22 protein-coding genes are annotated in these 20,015 nt (G+C 69.2%); 1 reads left to right on the top strand and 21 read right to left on the bottom strand.

Going from position 1 to position 20,015, the window contains the following annotated elements; all coding sequences use genetic code 11:
* Position 1 precedes the first annotated feature (1 nt).
* Genes OLX02_RS09340 through OLX02_RS09320 form a run of 5 tightly spaced genes read right to left on the bottom strand, consistent with a single transcriptional unit; the run spans position 2 to position 4,952 of the window.
* Entirely contained in the window at positions 2 to 565 is a 564-nt protein-coding gene (locus OLX02_RS09340; protein ID WP_264422223.1) for a chemotaxis protein CheD, read from the bottom strand.
* Positions 566 to 569: 4 nt separating this feature from the next.
* Positions 570 to 1,595 (bottom strand): chemotaxis-specific protein-glutamate methyltransferase CheB, encoded by a 1,026-nt coding sequence (cheB, locus tag OLX02_RS09335; RefSeq protein WP_264422221.1) that lies wholly within the window; start codon positions 1,593 to 1,595, stop codon positions 570 to 572.
* Positions 1,592 to 2,461: a CheR family methyltransferase gene (locus tag OLX02_RS09330; RefSeq protein WP_264422219.1), complete on the bottom strand. Its 870-nt coding sequence runs from the start codon at positions 2,459 to 2,461 to the stop codon at positions 1,592 to 1,594. The genes cheB and OLX02_RS09330 overlap by 4 nt, the downstream gene beginning before the upstream one ends.
* The gene (locus OLX02_RS09325; RefSeq protein ID WP_264422217.1) at positions 2,458 to 4,677 is read right to left on the bottom strand and encodes a chemotaxis protein CheA; all 2,220 of its coding nucleotides are present in this window, start codon (positions 4,675 to 4,677) and stop codon (positions 2,458 to 2,460) included. The genes OLX02_RS09330 and OLX02_RS09325 overlap by 4 nt, the downstream gene beginning before the upstream one ends.
* Positions 4,674 to 4,952, bottom strand: coding sequence for an STAS domain-containing protein (locus OLX02_RS09320; RefSeq protein ID WP_264422215.1), 279 nt, complete (start codon positions 4,950 to 4,952; stop codon positions 4,674 to 4,676). Before OLX02_RS09320 ends, OLX02_RS09325 begins: the two co-directional genes overlap by 4 nt.
* A gap of 233 nt (positions 4,953 to 5,185) precedes the next feature.
* Here OLX02_RS09320 and OLX02_RS09315 point away from each other — a divergent pair, with 233 nt between their 5' ends.
* Entirely contained in the window at positions 5,186 to 6,217 is a 1,032-nt protein-coding gene (locus OLX02_RS09315) for a chemotaxis protein CheB (RefSeq protein ID WP_264422214.1), read from the top strand.
* Between the two features lie 165 nt (positions 6,218 to 6,382).
* Here the strand turns inward: OLX02_RS09315 and OLX02_RS09310 are convergent, their stop codons facing one another.
* From OLX02_RS09310 to fliF, 16 genes are read right to left on the bottom strand one after another with little or no spacing between them, the layout of a single operon-like run.
* Positions 6,383 to 6,760: a flagellar protein FliS gene (locus OLX02_RS09310; protein WP_264422211.1), complete on the bottom strand. Its 378-nt coding sequence runs from the start codon at positions 6,758 to 6,760 to the stop codon at positions 6,383 to 6,385.
* A 13-nt stretch (positions 6,761 to 6,773) separates the two neighbouring features.
* Positions 6,774 to 8,216, bottom strand: a complete 1,443-nt coding sequence (gene fliD, locus OLX02_RS09305) for a flagellar filament capping protein FliD (RefSeq protein WP_264422209.1) — start codon at positions 8,214 to 8,216, stop codon at positions 6,774 to 6,776.
* A gap of 30 nt (positions 8,217 to 8,246) precedes the next feature.
* Complete coding sequence (locus OLX02_RS09300; protein WP_264422207.1) at positions 8,247 to 9,404, bottom strand: flagellar biosynthesis protein FlhB; 1,158 nt, start codon at positions 9,402 to 9,404, stop codon at positions 8,247 to 8,249.
* A gap of 1 nt (position 9,405) precedes the next feature.
* Complete coding sequence (gene fliR / locus OLX02_RS09295) at positions 9,406 to 10,188, bottom strand: flagellar biosynthetic protein FliR (protein ID WP_264422206.1); 783 nt, start codon at positions 10,186 to 10,188, stop codon at positions 9,406 to 9,408.
* A 4-nt stretch (positions 10,189 to 10,192) separates the two neighbouring features.
* A complete protein-coding gene (locus tag OLX02_RS09290; RefSeq protein ID WP_264422204.1) occupies positions 10,193 to 10,465 on the bottom strand; it encodes a flagellar biosynthetic protein FliQ in 273 nt (90 codons plus the stop codon).
* Positions 10,465 to 11,301 (bottom strand): flagellar type III secretion system pore protein FliP, encoded by an 837-nt coding sequence (gene fliP / locus OLX02_RS09285; RefSeq protein WP_413630140.1) that lies wholly within the window; start codon positions 11,299 to 11,301, stop codon positions 10,465 to 10,467. The genes OLX02_RS09290 and fliP overlap by 1 nt, the downstream gene beginning before the upstream one ends.
* Positions 11,285 to 11,563 (bottom strand): flagellar biosynthetic protein FliO, encoded by a 279-nt coding sequence (locus tag OLX02_RS09280; RefSeq protein ID WP_264422200.1) that lies wholly within the window; start codon positions 11,561 to 11,563, stop codon positions 11,285 to 11,287. Before OLX02_RS09280 ends, fliP begins: the two co-directional genes overlap by 17 nt.
* Complete coding sequence (gene fliN / locus OLX02_RS09275; protein ID WP_264422198.1) at positions 11,563 to 11,838, bottom strand: flagellar motor switch protein FliN; 276 nt, start codon at positions 11,836 to 11,838, stop codon at positions 11,563 to 11,565. Before fliN ends, OLX02_RS09280 begins: the two co-directional genes overlap by 1 nt.
* Before the next feature lie 13 nt (positions 11,839 to 11,851).
* Complete coding sequence (locus tag OLX02_RS09270) at positions 11,852 to 12,748, bottom strand: FliM/FliN family flagellar motor switch protein (protein ID WP_264422195.1); 897 nt, start codon at positions 12,746 to 12,748, stop codon at positions 11,852 to 11,854.
* Positions 12,749 to 12,785: 37 nt separating this feature from the next.
* The gene (locus tag OLX02_RS09265) at positions 12,786 to 13,379 is read right to left on the bottom strand and encodes a flagellar basal body-associated FliL family protein (protein ID WP_264422193.1); all 594 of its coding nucleotides are present in this window, start codon (positions 13,377 to 13,379) and stop codon (positions 12,786 to 12,788) included.
* A 30-nt stretch (positions 13,380 to 13,409) separates the two neighbouring features.
* Positions 13,410 to 14,831: a hypothetical protein gene (locus OLX02_RS09260; protein ID WP_264422191.1), complete on the bottom strand. Its 1,422-nt coding sequence runs from the start codon at positions 14,829 to 14,831 to the stop codon at positions 13,410 to 13,412.
* 38 nt (positions 14,832 to 14,869) lie between these two features.
* Positions 14,870 to 15,298 carry a hypothetical protein gene (locus tag OLX02_RS09255; RefSeq protein ID WP_264422190.1) on the bottom strand — a complete coding sequence of 143 codons (429 nt, stop codon included), beginning with the start codon at positions 15,296 to 15,298 and terminating at the stop codon, positions 14,870 to 14,872.
* A complete protein-coding gene (locus OLX02_RS09250; protein ID WP_264422188.1) occupies positions 15,288 to 16,616 on the bottom strand; it encodes a FliI/YscN family ATPase in 1,329 nt (442 codons plus the stop codon). Before OLX02_RS09250 ends, OLX02_RS09255 begins: the two co-directional genes overlap by 11 nt.
* Positions 16,610 to 17,248: a FliH/SctL family protein gene (locus OLX02_RS09245; protein WP_264422187.1), complete on the bottom strand. Its 639-nt coding sequence runs from the start codon at positions 17,246 to 17,248 to the stop codon at positions 16,610 to 16,612. Before OLX02_RS09245 ends, OLX02_RS09250 begins: the two co-directional genes overlap by 7 nt.
* On the bottom strand, positions 17,241 to 18,269 hold the full coding sequence (gene fliG / locus OLX02_RS09240) for a flagellar motor switch protein FliG (RefSeq protein ID WP_264422185.1): 1,029 nt from the start codon (positions 18,267 to 18,269) through the stop codon (positions 17,241 to 17,243). The genes OLX02_RS09245 and fliG overlap by 8 nt, the downstream gene beginning before the upstream one ends.
* Positions 18,266 to 20,014, bottom strand: a complete 1,749-nt coding sequence (gene fliF, locus OLX02_RS09235; protein WP_264422183.1) for a flagellar basal-body MS-ring/collar protein FliF — start codon at positions 20,012 to 20,014, stop codon at positions 18,266 to 18,268. The genes fliG and fliF overlap by 4 nt, the downstream gene beginning before the upstream one ends.
* Position 20,015 lies beyond the last annotated feature (1 nt).

Below are 20,015 nucleotides of genomic sequence, written 5' to 3'. Positions count from 1 at the left end.
CTCAGAACAGTTCGACTTCGCCGGTGGCCTTGGCCGGGCGTGCGGTGGGTTGGACGGGCGGCGCGAGGCGATCCTCGACCGTGCGGCAGCGCACCTGGCCGGAGGCCGGGCGGAAATCGACGCGGCGGGCACTGGTGCCGCCCAGATCTTCGCGCGCCAGTTCGATGCCTTCGCGCTGAAGGAACGCGCGGGCGAACTCCGCATTGGCCGTGCCGATCCGCATCATGTTGCGGTTGACGTTGGCCCCGCCATAGAGATGCGCCTTGAGCCGCGACTTGCGCGCGCCCTTGCCCAGCATGGTGTTGACGAGCAGTTCCATCAGATAGACGCCGTAATGCTCGTCCAGCGTGGCGCCGCCGTGACCCGCGGGCGGTTCCGACAGCAGGAAATGGTTCATGCCGCCCACGCGGGCATCGGGATCGTAGAGGCAGGTGGCGACGCAGCTGCCGAGCACGGTCGAAAACTCGATCGTGGGATCGCTCGACGCGAGCGCCTGGCCCTGCATGACCGTGACCCGCTCGATCCCGGATTGGACAAAGGGAGGAAGGATGGGGCGTTCCAGCATCGCGTCAGGCCGCCTTGCTGAATGCGTGGCGGGCGATGTGGCCGATGGGCGCGATCACGCCCGCCGCGCCGAGCGAGATCGCCGCGCGCGGCATCCCGAACACGGTGCAGGTCGCCTCGTCCTGCGCGATGGTGTGCGCGCCCTTCTGCGCCATGGCCAGCAGACCGCGCGCGCCGTCGGAGCCCATGCCGGTGAGCAGGATGCCGACCGCCTTGGCGCCCGCCGCTTCGGCGACCGAGGCGAACAGCACGTCGACGCTGGGCAGGTGGCCGGACACGGGCTCTCCCCGCCGCAGCTTGGCGTGGAAATTCATGGCGCCGCCGATCGAAAGGTGGCGTTCGTCGCCCGGCGCGATGTAGACGTGCCCGTCCTTCAGCGGCATGTCCGCTTCGGCGATGACGATGCGCGGAGGGCAAGACTTGTCCAGCGTGCGCGCCACGGCGGGCGCGAAGCGGGCGTTGATGTGCTGCACCACCAGTGTCGGCGGGCAGTTTTCAGGGAAGCCGCCGAGCAGGATCTGCAGCGCCTCGACCCCGCCCGTGGACGAGCCGATGGCAATCAGCCGGGGGCGCTCGCGCATCGAGGTGCGCGCTTCGCTGGCCACGCGCTGTGACGAGGGCTGGCGGGCGGAGAACTGCACCTTGGCCGCCTGGCGGATCATCCCGGCAAGCCGGCCCTGATCGTCCATCGGCAGGCCGGCGCTGTTGTCGGTCTTGGCGTAGCAATCGACCGCGCCGAGCGCGAGCGCGCGGGCCGTGGTCTCGTTGCCTTCCTGCGTCGATCCGGACACGATGATGACCGGCGTGGGGCGCAGCTGCATGATCTTCTCGAGGAAATCGAGGCCGTTCATGCCCGGCATCTCGACGTCCAGCGTGACCACGTCGGGATCCAGCTCGCGGATCATCTGGCGCCCTTCGGCGGCATTGGCGGCGGCTGCCACGACCTCGATATCCGGCTCGCGCGCGAGCCGGCTCATCAGGATCGCGCGCATGGTCGGCGAATCTTCGACGATGACGACGCGAATGGTCATGCAGCAGTCCTCCGGTAGATCGTCGGTCCCATGGGCGCGAGTTCCTCAAGCGCAGGGCCGGTCACGCGTTCGCTGTGACCTATGTAGAGCCAGCCGCCGGGGGCCAGCATACGGGCGAAACGTTCCACGAGCCGTTCCTTGGTGGGATTGTCGAAATAGATCATGACGTTGCGGCAGAAGATCACGTCGAAGCGGCCCTGCATCGGCCATTCGCCGTGCAGGTTCAGGGTGCGGAACCGTGCCAGCGCGCGCACTTCGGGCGCGATCGTCACGTCGTCACCCTGGGGGACCGTCCACGCGCTGCGCAGGGGCTGCGGCACGGGCTTGAGATCTTCGGCGCGATACTGCGCGGCCTCGGCCTTGCGCAGGGCGTGGAGCGCGATGTCGCTGGCGAGCAGGCGCACGTCCTGCCGGGCGATGGACTGGCCGATCGAGCGATCGGGACCGAGCAGGGTCATCAGCAGCGACCAGGTTTCCTCGCCGCTGGAGCAGCCCGCCGACCACAGCCGCACCTTGTCGCCGCGTTGCAGGCGCGAGACCAGCGCCGGGCGCACGTCATGCTCGAACTGCTCGAAATGATGCGCTTCGCGGTAGAAGAAGGTGTGGTTGGTGGTCAGGGCGCAGATCGCCTTGGAGCGTTCTGCGGCATCTTCCTTCAACCGCATGAGATAGGCGCCGAAGGTCTGGCAGCCGGTATCGCGCACCAGCGGAGCGAGCCGGGAATAGACCAGCATCGCCTTGCCTGGCGGCAGCACGATGCCCGCCTCGCAGTGGGCAAGCTCGCTCACCGCCTGGAAATCGGCGGGACCATAGACGTCGGGGCTGATCCCCGGCATCGAGTCGGCAAAGGCGGTGGACAGGCTCACGCGGCCTCCGCCAGGGACTGGCCCGCGAGCGTGCGCGAGACGAGGCTGTCGACATCGACGATCAGCGCGACGCGCCCGTCGCCGAGGATCGTGGCGCCGGCGACGCCTTCGACCGAGCGGTAGTGCGTGTCGAGGCTCTTGATCACCACCTGTCGCTGGTCGCAGATGGCATCGACCAGCAGTGCGGCGCGGCCTGCCCCTTCGGTTTCGACCACGATGAGCACGCCTTCCTCCGGCTTTTCCACCGGGTTCAGCGCGCCGACCGCCTCGTGCAGCGGCACCACCGGAATGAACCGGCCGCGCACGTTGATCATCGCGCGTGACGCGCCGAGGCCCTGGACTTCCTCCGGCTCGGGACGCAGGCTTTCGACGACGTTGGCCAGCGGGACGACCAGCGTCTGGTCGCCGACGTTGACCACCATGCCATCGGAAATGGCCAGCGTGAGCGGCAGGGTGAGCGTGAACGTGGTGCCGCTGCCGGGTTCGGATTCGATCGTGATGCGCCCGCCCAGATCCTTCACGTTCTGGCGCACCACATCCATGCCCACACCGCGTCCCGAAATGTTCGAGATCGCCTGCGCGGTCGAGAAGCCGGGAGCGAAGATCAGCAGGTCGATCTCGTCCTTGGACAACTGCGCATCGGGCGCGACGAGGCCCTTTTCGATGGCCTTGGCCAGCACGCGTTCGCGGTTGATGCCGCGCCCGTCGTCGCCGATGCGGATCAGGATGCGGCCCGAGCGATGCTCTGCGGACAGGGTCAGCGTGCCTTCGGCCGACTTGCCCGAGGCGATTCGCTCCTCCGCGCTTTCGATGCCGTGATCGACCGCGTTGCGGATGAGGTGGGTGAGCGGTTCGCCAAGACGTTCGATCACCGTCTTGTCCAGCTCGGTGCTTTCGCCCGAGACTTCGAGGCGGACGTGCTTGCCGGTGGTGGAGGTCAGTTCGCGCAGGATGCGCGGCACGCGGCTGAACACCGAGCCGATCGGCTGGGCGCGGATCGCCATGGCCGATTCCTGGATGTCGCGCGTCAGCCCTTCGAGCAGCGCCAGTTCCTCGGTCGCGGCCAGGCCGTCGCCGGCGAGGCGCTGCGCCATCATCGCTTGTGCGATCACGAGTTCGCCCACCGCATCGATCAGCTTGTCGAGCTTGCCCAGCTCGATGCGGATCGACTGGCCGGGGGCGGGGGGTGCCGGCGGCGCGGCCTGCTGTGCGGCGCTGGTGGGCGCAGCCGCGGTGGGAGCGGGCGCTTGGGGAATGGCCTCTGCCCGCGGAGCAGCGACGGGGGCGGCCACCGACGGTGCAGGGACCGGTTCGGCAGGGGCGGCCGGTGCTGCGACAGACGCTGCCGCCGTTGCACGGGGGGCGGGCAGCTGGACGGGGGGCAGCGGCGTGCTTTCGCCCACCGCAAGGCCGCACTCTTCGCCGACGAAGTCGAAGATTTCGCGAGCGGCGGCCTCGGTGACGTCGGCAGGGAAGGTAAACGTCCACCCAAGGTAGCCGACGCCGGGATCGAGCGTGTCGAGCGGCGGGATCGAATCGACGTCGCAGTCGGTGCAGGTGCCGCCCAGTTCCATCAGTTCGCGCAGCATGAGCAGCGGCTCGCTGCCGTTGCGCATCGCGCCGGCGTGGGGACGGACCTTGAATTGCCAGCCCTTGTCCTCGTCCGGGTCCGATTCGGCGCTTTCCGCCGGCGAGCCGATGGCACCCGTGATGTCATCGAGCATGGCGTCGAAGTCGAAATCGAATCCGTCGCTGTCGTCGGAGGATGCGACTTCTTCCACGGCAGGCGCGGCGGCGATGACTTCCGCGGCAGGCGCGGGCGCGGGCTGGGCGCCGGCGTTGGCGGCCATGGCTGCGGTCATTTCGGCCTGGAGTGAGGCGTCGTCCGGCTCCTCGCCGGTGCCGCGCGCGGCGTTGACGTGATCGCTCAGCGTATCGAGTCCGCGCAGCATCAGGTCGACCAGCGGCTCGGTGATGGCCACGGTGCCGTCGCGCACGTCGGACAGCAGCGTTTCAAACGTGTGGGTGAAGCCCTGCAGCGCGATATAGCCGAACGCGCCGGCGCCGCCCTTGATCGAGTGCACGCCCCGGAACACCGCATTGACGGTATCCGCATCCTGGGTGCCCGCCTTGCACGCGGCCAGGCCCTGCTCGGCGGCGACGAGCGATTCCTCGCATTCCGCGAAGAAGATCGCCTGGATTTCCTCGGCGTTCACAGTGCGACTCCCCGGTGCAGCATGGTTTCGTCAAACAGTTCAGCGTCCAGTCCCAGTTGGCGGGCGGTGTCACGCAGCACGGGCGAGGCATCGATCAGGGCGCCGTCGCCGGTGCGCCGGGCGCTGATGAGGACCTGCAACATGGCCTGGCCGATCTGGGTGCATTCCCGCGCGTCGATGTGGAGCGCCCCGGAGCCGAGCGCCGCAACCATTTCCGGGAGCAGCGCCTCGGCGGCGGCCCGGTCGCACCGGGAGGGCAGGGTGATCGTCGGCATCGGTACGTTTTCCCCTTGCGAGACCTCGTTGCCGGGGCCAGCGCGCCGGATGGCGCACGTGGTCCAGGCGTGTCGAAGGGAAGGCTTAGCCGCCAAGCCGCAAAGGCGGGCTTGCCCTGGCATTAGGGTGAGATACCTACCCCCGGGGATGGAAATTGCTGGGCGGTTGCACGCTATCGACAGGCCATAGGGCGCCGCCGGATCGGCGCGCAAAGACAAAGGCTTGAACTCCCATGCACGAAGCACGCGTTCTTGTGGTCGATGATTCAGCGGCAATGCGCGCGCTGTTTTCCGACATCCTGGACCAGGCCAAGAACGTTCGCGTGATCGGCGCTGCATCGAACGCCGCCGACGCGCGCGAGCAGATCGACGAGCTGAAGCCCAATGTCATCACGCTCGACGTCGAAATGCCGGGGATGAGCGGGATCGAATTCCTTGAAGAGATCATGGAGGGCAACCCGCTGCCGGTGGTCATGCTTTCCTCGCTTACGCAGGCAGGCACGGAAACGTCGCTCAGGGCTTACGAGCTGGGCGCGGTGGAGTGCTTTCCCAAGCCGCTGAAGGCCACGCCCGAGCAGTTCGCCAAGGCCGTGGGCAAGCTGGGCAAGATCGTGCTGGCCGCCGCCAATTCCAACGTGCGCGACCGCAAGCCGGGCGCGCGCCATCAGGGCGACGCGAACGTGACGTTCGAATGGAACGGCCGTATCGCCGCGTTCAGCGCCTCGATGGGCGGAATTGACGCGCTGACGACGATCCTGTCGGCGTTCCCTGCCAATTGCCCGCCGACGGTGGTTTGCCTCCAGGCCGAGCCGATGGTGGTGGAAACCTTCATCAAGCGGCTGGATACCGACCTGAAGTGCAACGTCAGGGCCGCCAAGGACGGCGCGCAGCTGACGCAGGGCACGATCCACATCGCCGCCGACCCCGATCGCCACGTGGTGGTCGAGCCGGGCCAGCCGCCGCGCGTGCGCCTGATGGACCGCGACCCGGTGGACGGAGTCCGCCCCAGCGCGAACCTGTTGTTCGGCTCGATCGGGCGCGGCGCGATTCCCTCGGTCGGCGTGGTGCTGACGGGCATGGGCGCGGACGGTGCCAAGGGCTTGAAGCTGATGCGCGAGGCAGGTTTCGACACGCTGGTGCAGGACCGCAAGACCGCGCTGGTGGCGGAAGCGCCCGAGGCGGTGATCGCGCTGGACGCGGCATCGCGCGAAGTGGCGCTGGACGATGTCGGCGCCGCCGTGCTCGGTTGCTGCAGCATGAGCTGATTTTACGCATACCCCGAAGGCGTCCGCCCCTTTTCCGGGCGCCCGAAATCCTGCCCGGAGCCGCTGAAGTGAGCGGCTCCGGGCATTTTTTATTGCACTATGCTGCGCGCAGCAAAGCGCTGTGGGAAAATGCGAATGTCCGTGTTTTGGCGGTGTGTCCCGGCCTCAGGCGGGGGCGCCGAGCATGGCCTGGCGGATCTCGAGGAAATCGGCGCGGATCGTTTCCAGCCGGACCGCATCGAAGCGCACCGCGCAATCGAGCACGGCCTTGCGCGCCGATTGGTAGAGCTGGATCAGCGCGGGGCCGGTCGGATTGGTCGAATCGACGCCCAACTGCAGCGCGGTGAGCGCCGCGGTGGCCCGTGTCAGCGCCGCGCTCTTGGCGCCGTTGTCGCCGCGTCCCTCGGCATAGATGGCGCGGCCGATCGAGCCGGTCAGTTGTTCGAGGCAGAGGTCCACGAGCTGCCGCGAATCCGCACCGGTGACGCGGGCGTCGAAATCGACGCGGCGGTAGGCTTCGCAAGGATCGCGGCGCAGCAGCATGGCGGGGGCTTTCTTAGTTGCTCTTGGCATTCCAGGCGGCAACTTGCGCCTGGAGGAAGGACAGCGTGGACTTGGAATTGCTGAGGCGGCTGTCGAGCGCGGCGTAGCGCGAGACGAGCTTGGTGCGCAGGTCTTCCTGCTTCGTTTGCAGATCGGCCCTCTGCGCGGCGAGTGCCGATTGCAGCGTGGTCATCCGCGCGACGGAGCCGCCCAGCGAACTGGAATCGGTGCTGGACGCGACCGCGCGCGCCGTCTTGTCGAGCGTGGCGTAGACCCCGAACAGCCCGGTGGTGAACATCGCGGCCGCACCCGTCGGGCTGGCCGCCAGCGTGGCGGAAAGCCGCGTGGTGTCGAGCGCGAAGGTGCCGTCGCGGTTGGTCTTGAGGCCAAGGTCGGACAGCGTCGAGGGATCGCCGGCAGCAGCGCTGGGCATCACCTTCGTGAGCGCTAGGCTGGACAGCGAGCGCCGCAGGGCGCGGGTGCCGGCATCGTTGTTCAGCGTGCCCGATGTGGGATCGGTGTCCTTGTTCAGTTCCGACATCATCTCGTTCAGGGCCGAGACGAGGTCTCCCATCGCGGTCTGGATGGCGCTGGCGGGGTCGCTGAAGCTGATCGTCGTGGGGTTGCCCACGTTGGTGCCGGTGAGCTTGAGCGTCAGGCCGGGCGCGGCATCGGTGATGGTGTTGGTGACCGACGTGCGCGCGACCCCATCGAGGACATAGGCGGCATCGCTGGCGGCGGTCTTGAGCCGCGCTGTGCCGGCGGCGGGCGTCCACGCGAGATCGGCCAGGCCGGGATCGAGGGGATCTTCGGCGGCTTCGAGGACGAAGGCGTTGGCCGCACCGTCGCCGCCCTTGAGCACGAGCTGCGCGCCGCTGGTGCCGGTGGCGACATAGGCGGTGACGCCTGCGCCCTTGGCATTGATCGCGCTGGCGACGTCGTCGAGCGTGGCGCCCTGCGCCACGGTGATATCGACCTGCGCGCGGGCGGCATCGGCGGTGAAGGCGGTGCCAGAGATGGTTCCGAAGCGCAGCGTGAGCGTGCCCGAGCCGACCGTGGCGGTGGACCCGGCGGCGTAGCTGGGCGTGGTCAGCGTCTGGCCCTTGGCGAGCGAAGTGACTTCGAGCGAGGAGGTGCCGCTTCCGGTCAGCGCGCCTTTGGTCACAGTGGCGACGGCGCTGTTGGCGATCTGCGGATTGACCGCAAGGTCGCCCGTGCGCACCCGGTCGCCGAAGGAGGAGGCCAGCGTGGTGATCATGCTCTTGAGCGTCGAGGCCGCCGAGATCTGCGTGGTGAGCTTGTCACCGCGCGCGGAGAGCTGATCGAGCCGCGAGGCGAACTGCGCGGCAGCCAGCTGTTCTGCAAGGCTGGCGGTGTCGATGCCGCTGCCCCCGCCGAGCGCGGAAACCAGCTTCGAGGTGGCCGAGGTGGACGAGGTTGCGGAAGTGGTGGTCATACGGCGAAGAACGGCATGGCGCTGATGTTCTTAAGCATGGGCCGCGCTTTTGCCGGTGCGGATTTCGGGCCGGCCTTCGGCGTCGAAGCGAAGCTCCGTGGGCACGTCGATGCGCGGATGGGCGGGCGTTTCGCCGCGCTTCAGCGATAGGACGAAAGCCAGCACCGTAGCGACGGCCGCGTAAAGCTCCTCGCGGATCACCTGGTTCTCGCGCGTGGTAAAATAGACCGAGCGGGCCAGCGCCGGATATTCGAGCGTGGGCACGGCCATGGTCGCGGCCAGTTCGCGCATCGCCAGCGCCTTGTCGCCGCGCCCCTTGGCGACTACGATCGGGGCGGAGGCCTTGGCGGGATCGTAAGCCAGCGCGACCGAGAAGTGCGTGGGGTTGGTGATCACGAACTGCGCCTCGCGCATCGCCTTCTGCATCCCGCCCATGGCCAGCTCGCGCTGGCGCTGGCGGATCGCGCCTTTCTTTTCGGGACTGCCTTCGCTTTCCTTGCTCTCGTCGCGGATTTCCTGAAGGCTCATGCGCAGGCGCAGGAAGCGGCGGACCCACTGGATCGGGAAATCGACCAGCGCGATCAGGACCAGCCCGCCGCCCAGCGCGAACAGCATCGCCAGCAACGTGTTCCAGGCATAGGACAACTGGTCCACCACTTCGCCGCTGCCCAGCCCGAGCAGCGCATGGATGCGCCCGCGCAGCCAGAAGAAGCTGATGGTGCCGAGCAGCACCAGCTTGGCGAGCCCTTTGCCGATCTCGATCCAGCCCTGCGGACCGAGCATCCGCTTCAGTCCGTTCATGGGGTTGAGCCGCGATCCCTTGGGCGCGAGATTGCCCGCCACCCAGCGGCCTTCGCCGCCAGGGCCGAGCTGCGCGGCGAGCGAGGCGAGCAGCACCAGCCCGCCGAGGAGGAACACCGGCGGCAGCGCATCGCGGATCGCGGCCACGAGCAGCCGTCCGGGGGTAAAATCGTCAAGGCTGGCGCGGTCCCACGTCAGGCCGCGCCGCGCGGTCTCGCCCAGCCCGGTCAGCACCCACGGTCCGGCAAAGCGCATCCACGCCGCGCCGACAAGGATGGTGATCGCGGTGGTCAGCTCGCGCGAGCGGAGCACGTCGCCGCTCTTGGCGGCGTTTTCCTTGCGCTTGGCGGTTGGGGCGAAAGTCTTTTCGCCGGCGTCCTCGGCCATCCTATCGCTCCAACATCGCGGCCGCCTGCGTGATGGCGGTTTCGCTGAGGTCGGTCAGGCGATCGGTGAGCAACGGGGCGGAGACGATCAGCGCGGCGATGCCCGCCAGCACGCCCGCCGGCAAGCCGAGCGAGAACAGGTTGAGGCTGGGCGCCGAGCGGCTGATGATCCCGGTCATGATCTGCACCAGCATCAGCAGCAGCGTGACGGGCAGCGCGATGACCAGCGCGGTGGTGAACATCTGGGTGCCGAAGCTGGTCAGCAGCTGCATCCGGCCGGGCGTGAACCACGCGGTGCCGGGGGGAAAGGTGCGGTAGCTTTCGACCAGCAGCGAAAACCAGTCGAGATGCGCGCCCAGGCCGAGGAACAGGACGGTCAGCACCACCGAGAAATACTGGCCCAGCGCGGGCGAATGCGCGCCGCTGACCGGATCGGCGGTGGTGGCGATCGACATGCCCATGCCGCCCCCGATCATTTCGGCAGCGATGACCGGCGCGGCGAAAGAGAATTGCAGCACGAAGCCCATGGTCAGCCCGATCAGCGCCTCGTTGGCGACCGACAGCATCCCGTCCAGCGACAGCAGCGACGGCGGCGCGGCAACATCGGTCCACGCGCAGACCAGCACCGCGACCGCGCCGGACAGCATCACGCGCACTTGCGGCGGCACGGTCATCGCGCCGAACAGGGGCGCTGCCAGTAGCGCGGCGGCGATGCGGGTCATCACGAAGACCAGCCGCCAGAACTCCGCTTCCAGCGCGCCGAAGCCGAAGTGGAGTGCGATCATGCCGTCAGCGGCCCGTCGCCGCGATCTGGGCGAACACGTCCTTGAGGAAATCGCCGACGAGGCCGAGCATCGCGCCGCCGAGCAGCACCAGCACCAGCGCGGTGACGGCCAGCTTGGGCACGAACGTCAGGGTCTGTTCGTTGACCGAGGTGGCGGCCTGGATCACGCCGACGACAAGGCCGACGGCAAGGCTGGCCAGCAGCACGGGCGCGGCGACGAGCGCGGCGACCCACAGCATACGGTCGGCCAGCCCCAGAAGCGTGGCGGTATCATCCATCAGGCGAAACTCGCGGCGAGGCTGCCCATCAGCAGCGCCCATCCATCGACAAGGACGAACAGCAGCAGCTTGAATGGCAGCGAGACGATGGTGGGGCTCATCATCATCATGCCCAGGCTCATCAGCACGGACGAGACGACAAGGTCGATGACGAGGAACGGCAGGAACAGCATGAAGCCGATCTGGAATGCGGTCTTCAACTCGCTGGTGACGAAGGCCGGCAGCAGGATCGAGAACGGCACGTCGGCGCTGCTGGCGAACTTGGGCGCGTGCGCCATGCCCGCGAACATCGTCAGGTCGTGCTCGCGCGTCTGGCGGATCATGAAGGCGTGGAATTCGCGGCCGCCGTTGGCGATGGCCTGCTCGGCGTTGATCGTGCCGGCGGAGTAGGGCTGGATGGCAGTGGCGTTCACCTTGTCCAGCGTGGGCGCCATCACGAACAGCGAGAGGAACAGCGACAGCCCGATCAACACCTGGTTGGGCGGCGATTGCTGGAGGCCGAGCGCCTGCCGCAGGATCGCCAGCACCACCAGGATGCGGGTGAAGCTGGTCATCATCAGGACAAGGCTGGGCAGGATCGTCAGCAGCCCCATGACGAGCAGCAGCTGCAACGACATCGACAGCGTGCCGCTCGACTGCGCGCCCGAAAGCTGGCCGAACGCGCGGTCGAGCGCGCCGGGGATCGCCGCCGCGCCGGCGCCGGGCGCGGCGACCGCGGCGGCATGGGCGAGGGTGGGCGCGAGCGCGGGGAGCAGGAGTGCGCCAAGCACGAGGGCGCGGCGCAAAGTCAGGTTGCCTGCGGTCAGGTTGCGCACGGGATCAGTCCTCCGCCGCATCGGTGCGGGGCCGGGCCGGCGCTTCTGCCAGCCGGACCAGTCCGGTCTTGCTCACCGAGACGAGAATCTCGCGGCCGTGGAACTCCAGCACGGCGAGCCGCAGCGTGGGAGAAAGCATCTGCGTCTCGACGATCTTCACTGCGCGTGCGCCGGGGGCGGTGCCGAAGCGGCCTTCCATGCGCTTGGCGAACTTCAGGCTGGCCCAGGCCAGCCCGCCGATCAGCGGCAGCAGGATCACCAGCTTGAGGATGTACCAGAGCATCAGGCGGCCTCGCTCCGCGGCGCGGCATTGCTGCCGATCAGCTCGACGATGCGCAGGCCGAAGCGGTCGCCCTGCGCAACGACTTCGCCGCGCGCGATCAGCTTGCCGTTGACCATCACGTCGAGCAGTTCATCGGTGAGGCGGTCGAGCATGACGACGCTTTCCTCGGCCAGGCCGAGCACGTCCTTCAGCTTCATCTCGGTGCGGCCGAGTTCGACAGTGAGGCGGACATCGACGTCCTTGAGAAAATCGAAACCGCGGGTCTGGAAGGTCATCTAAGCCTCATTCTCAGGAAAGCTGGGTCAGTTGCACCGCCACGCGGTCGTCGACCGCGCCGATGCTGCCGTGAGCGATGGTGCGGCCCGCGACGCGCAGGGGGACGCTGCGCGCAATGGGGACCGACAGGATCTGGCCGACCTCGAGCGTGGAGATGATCGAGAGCGGCAGCGCCATGTCGACCAGCACTGCCTTGAGCGGCAGCGGCAGGTCGCCATAGGGCGCGTGAAGCGGATCGGCGGGGCCACGCGGAGCGGGGCGCGCCGAGGTGCGGTCGTTCTGCCCGAACAGGTCGGCAAGAACGGCGAAAGGCAAGGCGATGCGCAGCAGCCAGGGCTGGCCGCCGGCTTCGGTGATCGACAGCGTCAGCATGGCCAGCCGCGCTTCGGGGGCGAAGGGCTGAAGCTGCTCGACGTTGCTATCGCGGCGCAGCGCCGTGATGGCATCGGCCTGCATCAGCCCGGCAGCCTCGGCGAGGCGAGCGGCGATGACGGCTTCGATCTGCTGAACCATCAGTTCGGCCGAAAGCGGCAGTTCGCGCGGCAGAGGATAGGGCGCCTCGCCCGGGCCACCGAAAGCGCGATCGACCAGCCGCAGCACGGCTTCGGCATCGATCGAGGACAGCAGCCGCGCCGACGAGCCGGCGATGCCGTAAAGGCTGTAGGCGGCCAGGCCCGGCACCATGCCGGCGAAATCCCGCGCGCTCATCTCCTCGGGAGCGGCGCATTCCACCATCGGCGGTTCGCCGCCCAGCAGCGGTGCCAGCGCGCCGCGCAGCGCGCGCGCCATGCGGTCGCTGGCCCGCGCCAGAGCAGGCAGCAGGTCGGCCGGGCCGGGACCGGGCCGCACCAGCGCCGCGCTGTGACGCGCAAGCGGCCGTTCGGCGACAAGGGGATGTTCGGGCTTCATCGGATGGAAATCGCGTCTGTCCTGGCCGTTGCTGGGATCACTGGACGATGAAGGACTTGAAGTAGACCGCGTCGACCCCGCCAAAGCCTTCGGCGTCGCTGAGCACCTTGTTGATCGCGGCGGCCATGCGCTTCTGCAGGTGGTCCTTGCCCTGCGCGGTCTGGATGTCGGCTTCCGGCGTTTCAGCCAGCACGGTCAGCAGGGCGGAGCGGATCGCCAGTTCGTGCTTCTTGAGCCAGAGGATCACGCGGTAGTCGCGGTGCGTGGAGCAGGCGATGGAGAGCTGGACGAGCGCGGAGCTGTCTTTGACGTTCGAGGTGAACTCGTCGGCGAAGCTGTAGTACAGCGTGTGATATTCACTGCCGCCTTCGCCATCGACTTCCTTGCCCGCGCCTTCGCCCTCGCCTTCCTTGGCCGGCGGGGCATAGGGATCTTCCTCGCCCTTGCGGATCAGCTTGGGCTTGTTGTCTTCCTTCACTTCCTTGTGGCTGCCGCCGATCAGGCCCGCAGCGACCAGGCCATAGGCACCGCCGCCGCCGACCGCGAGCAGCGCGACGGCGCCACCGACCTTGACCATCATGCCGCCGCCCTTCTTCTTGGGCTTGGCGTCCTTGTCCTTCTTGTCGCTCATGCTCGGTCCTTAGAAACGGTGTGGGATCGTTCAGGCGAAGATGCCGTCACGCTGCCCGCCATCGCGCGGCGTTTCGCCGGTGCGGTGCTGGGCCGAAGGATTGGTGCGGGTGCCGCGCTGGGAGTCCTGGCGCGCGGTGCCGTTGGACGAGGACTGCTCGCCCCCGGCTGCGGCCTGCTGCTGGCCGCGCGGTGCCGCATCGGGGCGGTTGCCATCGGGCGCCGCGCCTTGCGCGCTCGCGGCCTCACGCGCGGCAGCAACGGCCGGGGCGAAGGCGGGATCGGGGCTGGACATGGCGACGGACAGGCCGTCGTCGCCAGCGCGGAAGTGCAGCGAGACCTTGCCGAACTCGGCATGGGTCAGCGCCACCGCGACGGGCGCGGCGGCGGCCCCGTCCTGACGGGCCCGCGCAATGGAATCGACCAGCGTGGCGAAGTCGATCCGCTCGGGCGCGCGGGGCTGCGTGGGGGCGGCACCAGCCGCCGGGGCAGGCGCGTCGGGCGTTACCGCCGCGATCAGCGCCGGTTGGGCCATCGGCGCGGCCAGAGTGAGATGATCGGCGGTCTTTTCGCCAGCGATGGCCGGGCCGCGCGCGGCCGCCGGCTTGTCCGCTGCCGTGGCGGCAGGGGCGACGCGCTGCGCGAGATCGCCTGATGCCGAGAGCGCCTTGCCTACGGGCGCACGGGCTGAGGCGATTTGCGCGGCCGGCTGGGGGGCAGCCTCCGGCAGCGACTGGGCTTGCGGCTCGGCCGGGACGGGGGAAACAATCTCGCGCACAATTGCGGTGGACAGGATGGCGGGCATTGCCGCGCTGGCGACCGGGGCCGGGGCGGAGGCAGGAGCAGGCTTCGCGCCGGTATCCGGCGACGGGGCTGCGGATGCTGCGAGCGGTGCCGACGCGGTCTTGCCCGCGGCGGCGGTTGCCTGTGCCGCTGTGAACTGGGCAGGGGCGGCAGCGATTGCCGGAAGCACCGGGATCAGGGCGGGCGAAGGCATCGCCGTCGCCTGCGGCTCGGTCGGTGCAAGCGGCGTATCGGTTGCGCTGCTCTGGGCAGTGGCCTGCTTGTCTCGTTCGGCCATCGCGGCGTGCAGCATGACCGGCAAGGCGAGCGGACGTCCTGCGCGCGGTGCGGCCGCATGACGAAGGGCCGGAAGGTTATCGGTGTCGGTCGTCATGTCCGAAATCGCGGCGCCCTGGGCATCGGTTGCCGCCTGGTCCTGCGGCAGGGCGGCGGCGAGATCTTGCCGGGCGGCAAGCGGCGGCAAGCCTTTGCCGGCTGCGGCAACGTCGCTGGCCAGCGCGAGCGCTGCATCGAAGGCGCCGGCAGCAGGCTCTCCGGGGGCGGGAAGTCCGGAAATCGGTGCGGAAACTGCGGAAATCCCCGGATTCACCGGCTCCACGGCGGCACTTGCAGTGGCGGAGCGGACAGCGGTGGCAGCGATATCGAACATCGACAGGGGCTTTCGTTCAAGCGTTCGCGCTGTTCTATTCAAGACTTGTGCCAACCTTTGCGGGTGGCGCCGGTCGGCGTGGCTCCAGCCTCGTATTTGCGAGCAATCCGGCGGGCCTGATCATCGATGCGGTCCTGCGCGGCGGCGCGGCGGCGCTCTGCCTCCGCCACTTCCTGCGCGCGCGCGTCGGCGATGCCGCGGGCACGGGTCACGTCACGGTCGGTGCCGGTGGCGATCCGTTCCAGCCCGCGCACGAACTTGTGCAGTTGCTGAAGCGCCCCGGCATCGGCGGCATCGCCACGCGCGCCGTAATCGCCGGCAAGGCGGCGGGTCCGGTCGGCCAGGGCTTCGAGCTGGGCAAGCGTGCTTTCCGCCTTGCCCGCTTCGGCCAGTGCGTTGCGCCGGGCGATGTCGCGGATGCGTTCGAGCCGCTGGAGACGCGCCAGGCGGGCGCGTTCAGCCTTCATCGGCCAGCAGCGCGGTGAGCGCCGCCACGCTGGAATCCAGCGGCACCGTTTCGCGCTGCGGCTGGGCGATGAACGCCGTCAGCTGATCGTGCATCGCGATGGCGCGGTCGAGCTGCGGGTCGGTGCCCGCGCGGTAGGCGCCCATCAGCACGAGATCGCGGTTCGCCTCGTATGTGGCGACGAGCGCGCGGAACTGGCGGGCGAAGTGCTGGTGGCGCGGCTGGGTGATGTCGGACATCACGCGGCTGAGTGAGGCGGCGATGTCGATCGCGGGATATTGCCCGCGCTGCGCCAGATCGCGCGACAGCACGATGTGCCCGTCAAGGATCGAGCGCGCGGTATCGACCACCGGGTCGTCGTGGTTGTCGCCATCGGCGAGCACCGTGTAGAGGCCCGTGACCGAGCCGCCGCTGGCTGCCGAATTGCCGGCGCGCTCGACCAGCTTGGTGATCGTGGCGAGCGCCGAAGGGGGATAGCCGCGCGCGGCGCCGGGTTCGCCCAGCAGCAGCGCGATCTCGCGCCCGGCGTGGGCGACGCGGGTGAGCGAATCCATGATGAGCAGCACCTGCCGGCCCTGCGCGCGGAAATATTCCGCCATGCAGGTGGCCAGCATGGCGCCGCGGATGCGCAGGTTGGGCGCATGGTCGGCGGGCACCGCCACCACCACGCTGCGTGCGCGCTTCGATCCGTGCATATGCCGCTCGACGAAATCGGACACTTCGCGCGCGCGCTCGCCGATCAGACCGACGATGACGATTTCTGCCTCGGCGCCGTGCGCGATCATGTCGAGCAGGACCGACTTGCCCACGCCCGAACCGGCCATCACGCCGATGCGCTGGCCGACGCCGAACGTGGTGAGCGCATTGAGCGCGCGCACGCCGGTGTCGAACGGAAGGCGAACCGGCGATCGATCGAGCGCGCCGGCGCGCACGCCGCCCGAAGGCCATTCGCGCGGGGTGTCGATCGGCGGTCCGCCGTCGATGGGCTTGCCTTCGCCATCGACCGCGCGGCCAAGGAATGCCTCGCCCACGGGCAGCATTCCCGGGCGCCCTTCTGGGCGCACGCGCGCGCCAGGGCGCAGCAGCACGGTATCGCCAAGCAGCATCATCAGCGTGTTGCCGTTGCGGAAGCCGATGGCCTCTGCCGCGAGCGAGCCGGCGCCGTGCGCGATGCGGCACTGGGCGCCAATCGGCACCGACAGGCCGGTCACTTCCAGCAATCCACCGTCGCAGGCGGATACGAGGCCATAGCGGCGCGGGGTGAAATCGGGATGTGCGCCATCGAGCCGCGACAGCAGCGGAATCGCCGGATTCAGCATTGCCGCAGAGCTTCTTCAAGCGCGCGGCGCCATTGGTCGGGGCCGTCCTCGACCCCGCCCAGCGCGCCTTCGATGCGGATCGCGCCGCGCTCCAGCGCGGGATCGGGCTCGCAGTGCCAGTCCTCGGGCAGGCGCGCATGGACCAGCGCCAGGTCTTCGGGATGGAGGCGGATCACGCGCGCGTCCTCGGCGCGGGCCAGCATTCCTGCCGCCTTCTCGACCCGGCGCGCCAGCGCGTCGGGGTCGATGGCGGCGGGTGCGATGGCAGCCTCGCACAGCGCGAGCACGGTCTGACGCAGGCGGTCCTGAAGCTGCCGGACGGCGTCGGCATCCATGCGGGAAAGCGAGGTTTCGATACGGTGGCGGGCGGCGTCGGTTTCGGCCATTTCGGCCATGGCGGCGGCGCGCGCGTCGTCGGCCCCTTGGGCATAGCCTTCGGCGAAAGCGCGCTGGACCGGGTCTTCGGCAAGGTCGGCGGCGGCCTGCGCGGTGCGATGCTCGTCCTCGGTGCGCTCGGCCGCAGGCACGAACCGCGCATCGCGGGCAAAGGGACTGCGGCCAGTGCCGATCATCTCGGCCAGCGGGAAGGGACGCGCCGGCGGGGCGGGGCGGGCGTAGAGCAGCTCAGACATAGTCGTCGTCGCCCGCGCCGAACACGATCACGCCTTCGGCGGACAGGCGTCGTGCGGCGGTGATCACGGCCTTCTGCGCCTCGATCACTTCGGCCATCTTCATCCGGCCGCGTGCCGCGATCTCGTCTCGCACGCCGTCCGCCGCGCGGCTGGACATGGCGCGGAAGAAGCAATCGCGATTGTCTTCCGGGATGCCCTTGAGCGCCGCGATGAGCGTGTCGGAATCGACCTCGCGCAGCAGCGAGCCCATCGACTTGTCGTCGAGCACATAGAGATGCTCGAACTTGAACATCTCGTTCTCGATCGCCTTGGCCAGCTGTTTGTCCTGCTTGGCGATCTCGGGCATGACGCGCTTCTCGACCGCGCGGACCGCGGCGTTGATGATGTCCGCAGCCTCGCGCGGACCGCCCATGGTGAGCGCGGCGCGGCCGTGGCACTCCACGATCCGGCGCGCGAGCATCTCTTCCAGCAGCAGAATCGCGGTGGGCGCGACCGGGCCGAGCGTGGCGATGCGGTGCACGACCTGCGGCTGGATCGCATCGGGCAGCGAATGCAGCACGGCGGCGGCCACTTCGGGATCGAGCTGCACGAGCAGAACGGCGATGGCCTGCGGATGTTCGTCGCGCACCAGCGGCACCAGCACCTGCGGCGTCAGCCAGCGCGCGAGTTCGAGCGACGAGGTCTTGTTCGCTTCCTCGGGCGCGATGCGTTGCATCAGGCTGTCGGCCTTCACCTCGCCCACCGCGCGGGTCATCAGCGAGCGGACCTGGCCGATGCGCCCGTGGGCGGTGAGGCCCAGTTTCTCGGTCTTCTCGACGAAGCCGGCGATGGCCTGGGCAATCGCCATCGGTCCGATCTCGCCCAGCGCGCACATCTTCTCGCCGAGGAGCCGAAGTTCGCCCGGTTCGAGTTGCGCCAGCAGCCGTGCGGCCTGGTCGTCCTCCAGCAGCATGACCATCACCGCCGCCTGTTCGGAATCGGTGATCGGGCCGCCGCCTTCGATCGCGCTCATCTCGCTCATCGCGCGCCTTCCACTTCCGGTTCCTTGAGCATCTGCCGCAGCGCTTCCACCGCGCTGTCGGGGCGCTCGGAGACGAGCTTCTGTGCGAAGCCGACCTGGCGGCTCAGCGCGGCGGCATCGATCTCGCCGGTGGCGGGATCGGCGACCGGCGGCAGTTGCTTGCGGGCCTTGGCGCGCGGCGGGGCATCTTCCTCATCGTCGTCCCCGGCTTCGTCATCGTCGTCATCGTCGTCCGCCGCGCCTGCCCGGGCCTTCTTGCTGGCGGCGGGTGCCGAGGGATCGCGGCGCAGCGCCTTGATCAGCGGGCGCACGCCCAGCAGCAGGGTGAGCAGCACGGCCAGCAGCGCGACCGCGTTGCGCAGGATCGTGGCGAACCACGGTGTTTCCCAGAACTTGGGCGGTTCCACCACCATGGGGCGGAAGCTGCGCACCGCCACGGCGACCTGGTCGCCGCGCGTGGTGTCCGCGCCGACGGCAGCGGAGACGAGCTGCTTGATCTGCTCGATCTCGGCGGGCTTGGCCTTGGCCATGATCTCGCCGCTGAGTGCGACAGCGACCGAGAGCCGCTTGATCTTGCCCGGCGAGGCATTGACCACGGCGACTTCGCGGCCCAGCTCGTACGTCCGGGTCGAGGAGGTTTCGCCGTTGCCCGCCGTGGGGGCGGGGCTGGCGCCCGGTGCAGGGGCCGCGCCCGGTGCGGGCGGTGCGCCCGGTGCTCCGGGTTGGGTAGTGGTGGGCGGAGGCGGCGTGTTCGACAGCACGCCGGGCACCCCGGCGGCGGCGCCGGCCGCCCCGCTCGATTGCGAGGCGGATTGCGATTCCTGCCGCACCGCGCCCTGCTTGTCATAGCTTTCGCGGGCGGACGTGGTCTGGTCCATGTCCAGCTCGACCTGGATCTCGCTGGAGAAGTTGCCGTCGCCCAGCATCGGGGTGAGCAGCGCGGCGACCTGCTGGCGCAGCTTCTCCTCCAGCCGGCCCTGCATTTCCAGCCGGTCGTTCTCGCCCGGCTTGTCGGCGGAAAGGAGCCGCCCATGCTGGTCGATCACGCGCACCGCGTCGACCGCCAGGCCGGGCACCGATGCGGCGACAAGGTTGAGGATCGCCGCCACCTGGCTGTCCGAAAGCTGGCGTCCCTTGGCGAGCTTGACCATGACCGAGGCGGACGGCGCTGCGCTTTCGCGCACGAAGACCGACTTTTCCGGTTCCGCAAGGTGGACGCGCACGGCCTCGACCCCGTCGATCTCCATCACCGTCAGTTCAAGCTCGCGCTCGCGCGCGGCTTGCAGGCGCTGCCCCTCGACGGTGCGGCTGGCGCCCATCGGCAGCTTGTCGATCATCTGCTGGCCGGTTTCCGGCGTGGCGAGCGCGCCATCCGAAGCCGCGACCATGCGCGCCTTGTAAAGGTCGTTCTCGCCCACCGAGAGCGCGCCGGTGGAATTGTCGATGGTGTAGGGGATCGCGGCCTTGTCGAGCGCGGCGACCACGCCGGCGCGCTCGCTGTCCGACAGATCGGAATAGAGCACGCGCTGCGGGGCAGGGGCCATGGTCAGCCACAGCAGGCCGGTCATGCCCGCCGCGCTGACGCCCGCGAACCACGGCACGGCGCGGCGCACGGGCGGCTGGCGCATGAAGGCGCCGATCCGGGCCAGCGCCGGCCCGCCCGACGGATCGGTGAACGGCGCGAGCAGCGACGGCGAGGAGCCGGCGGGAAAGCCGGCTGGCGAAGCGGGGACAAGGTCCGCCATC

The sequence above is a fragment of the Novosphingobium sp. KCTC 2891 genome (genome assembly GCF_025938155.1).
GTDB lineage: Bacteria > Pseudomonadota > Alphaproteobacteria > Sphingomonadales > Sphingomonadaceae > Novosphingobium.
This window is presented reverse-complemented; position numbering and strand designations above follow the sequence as displayed.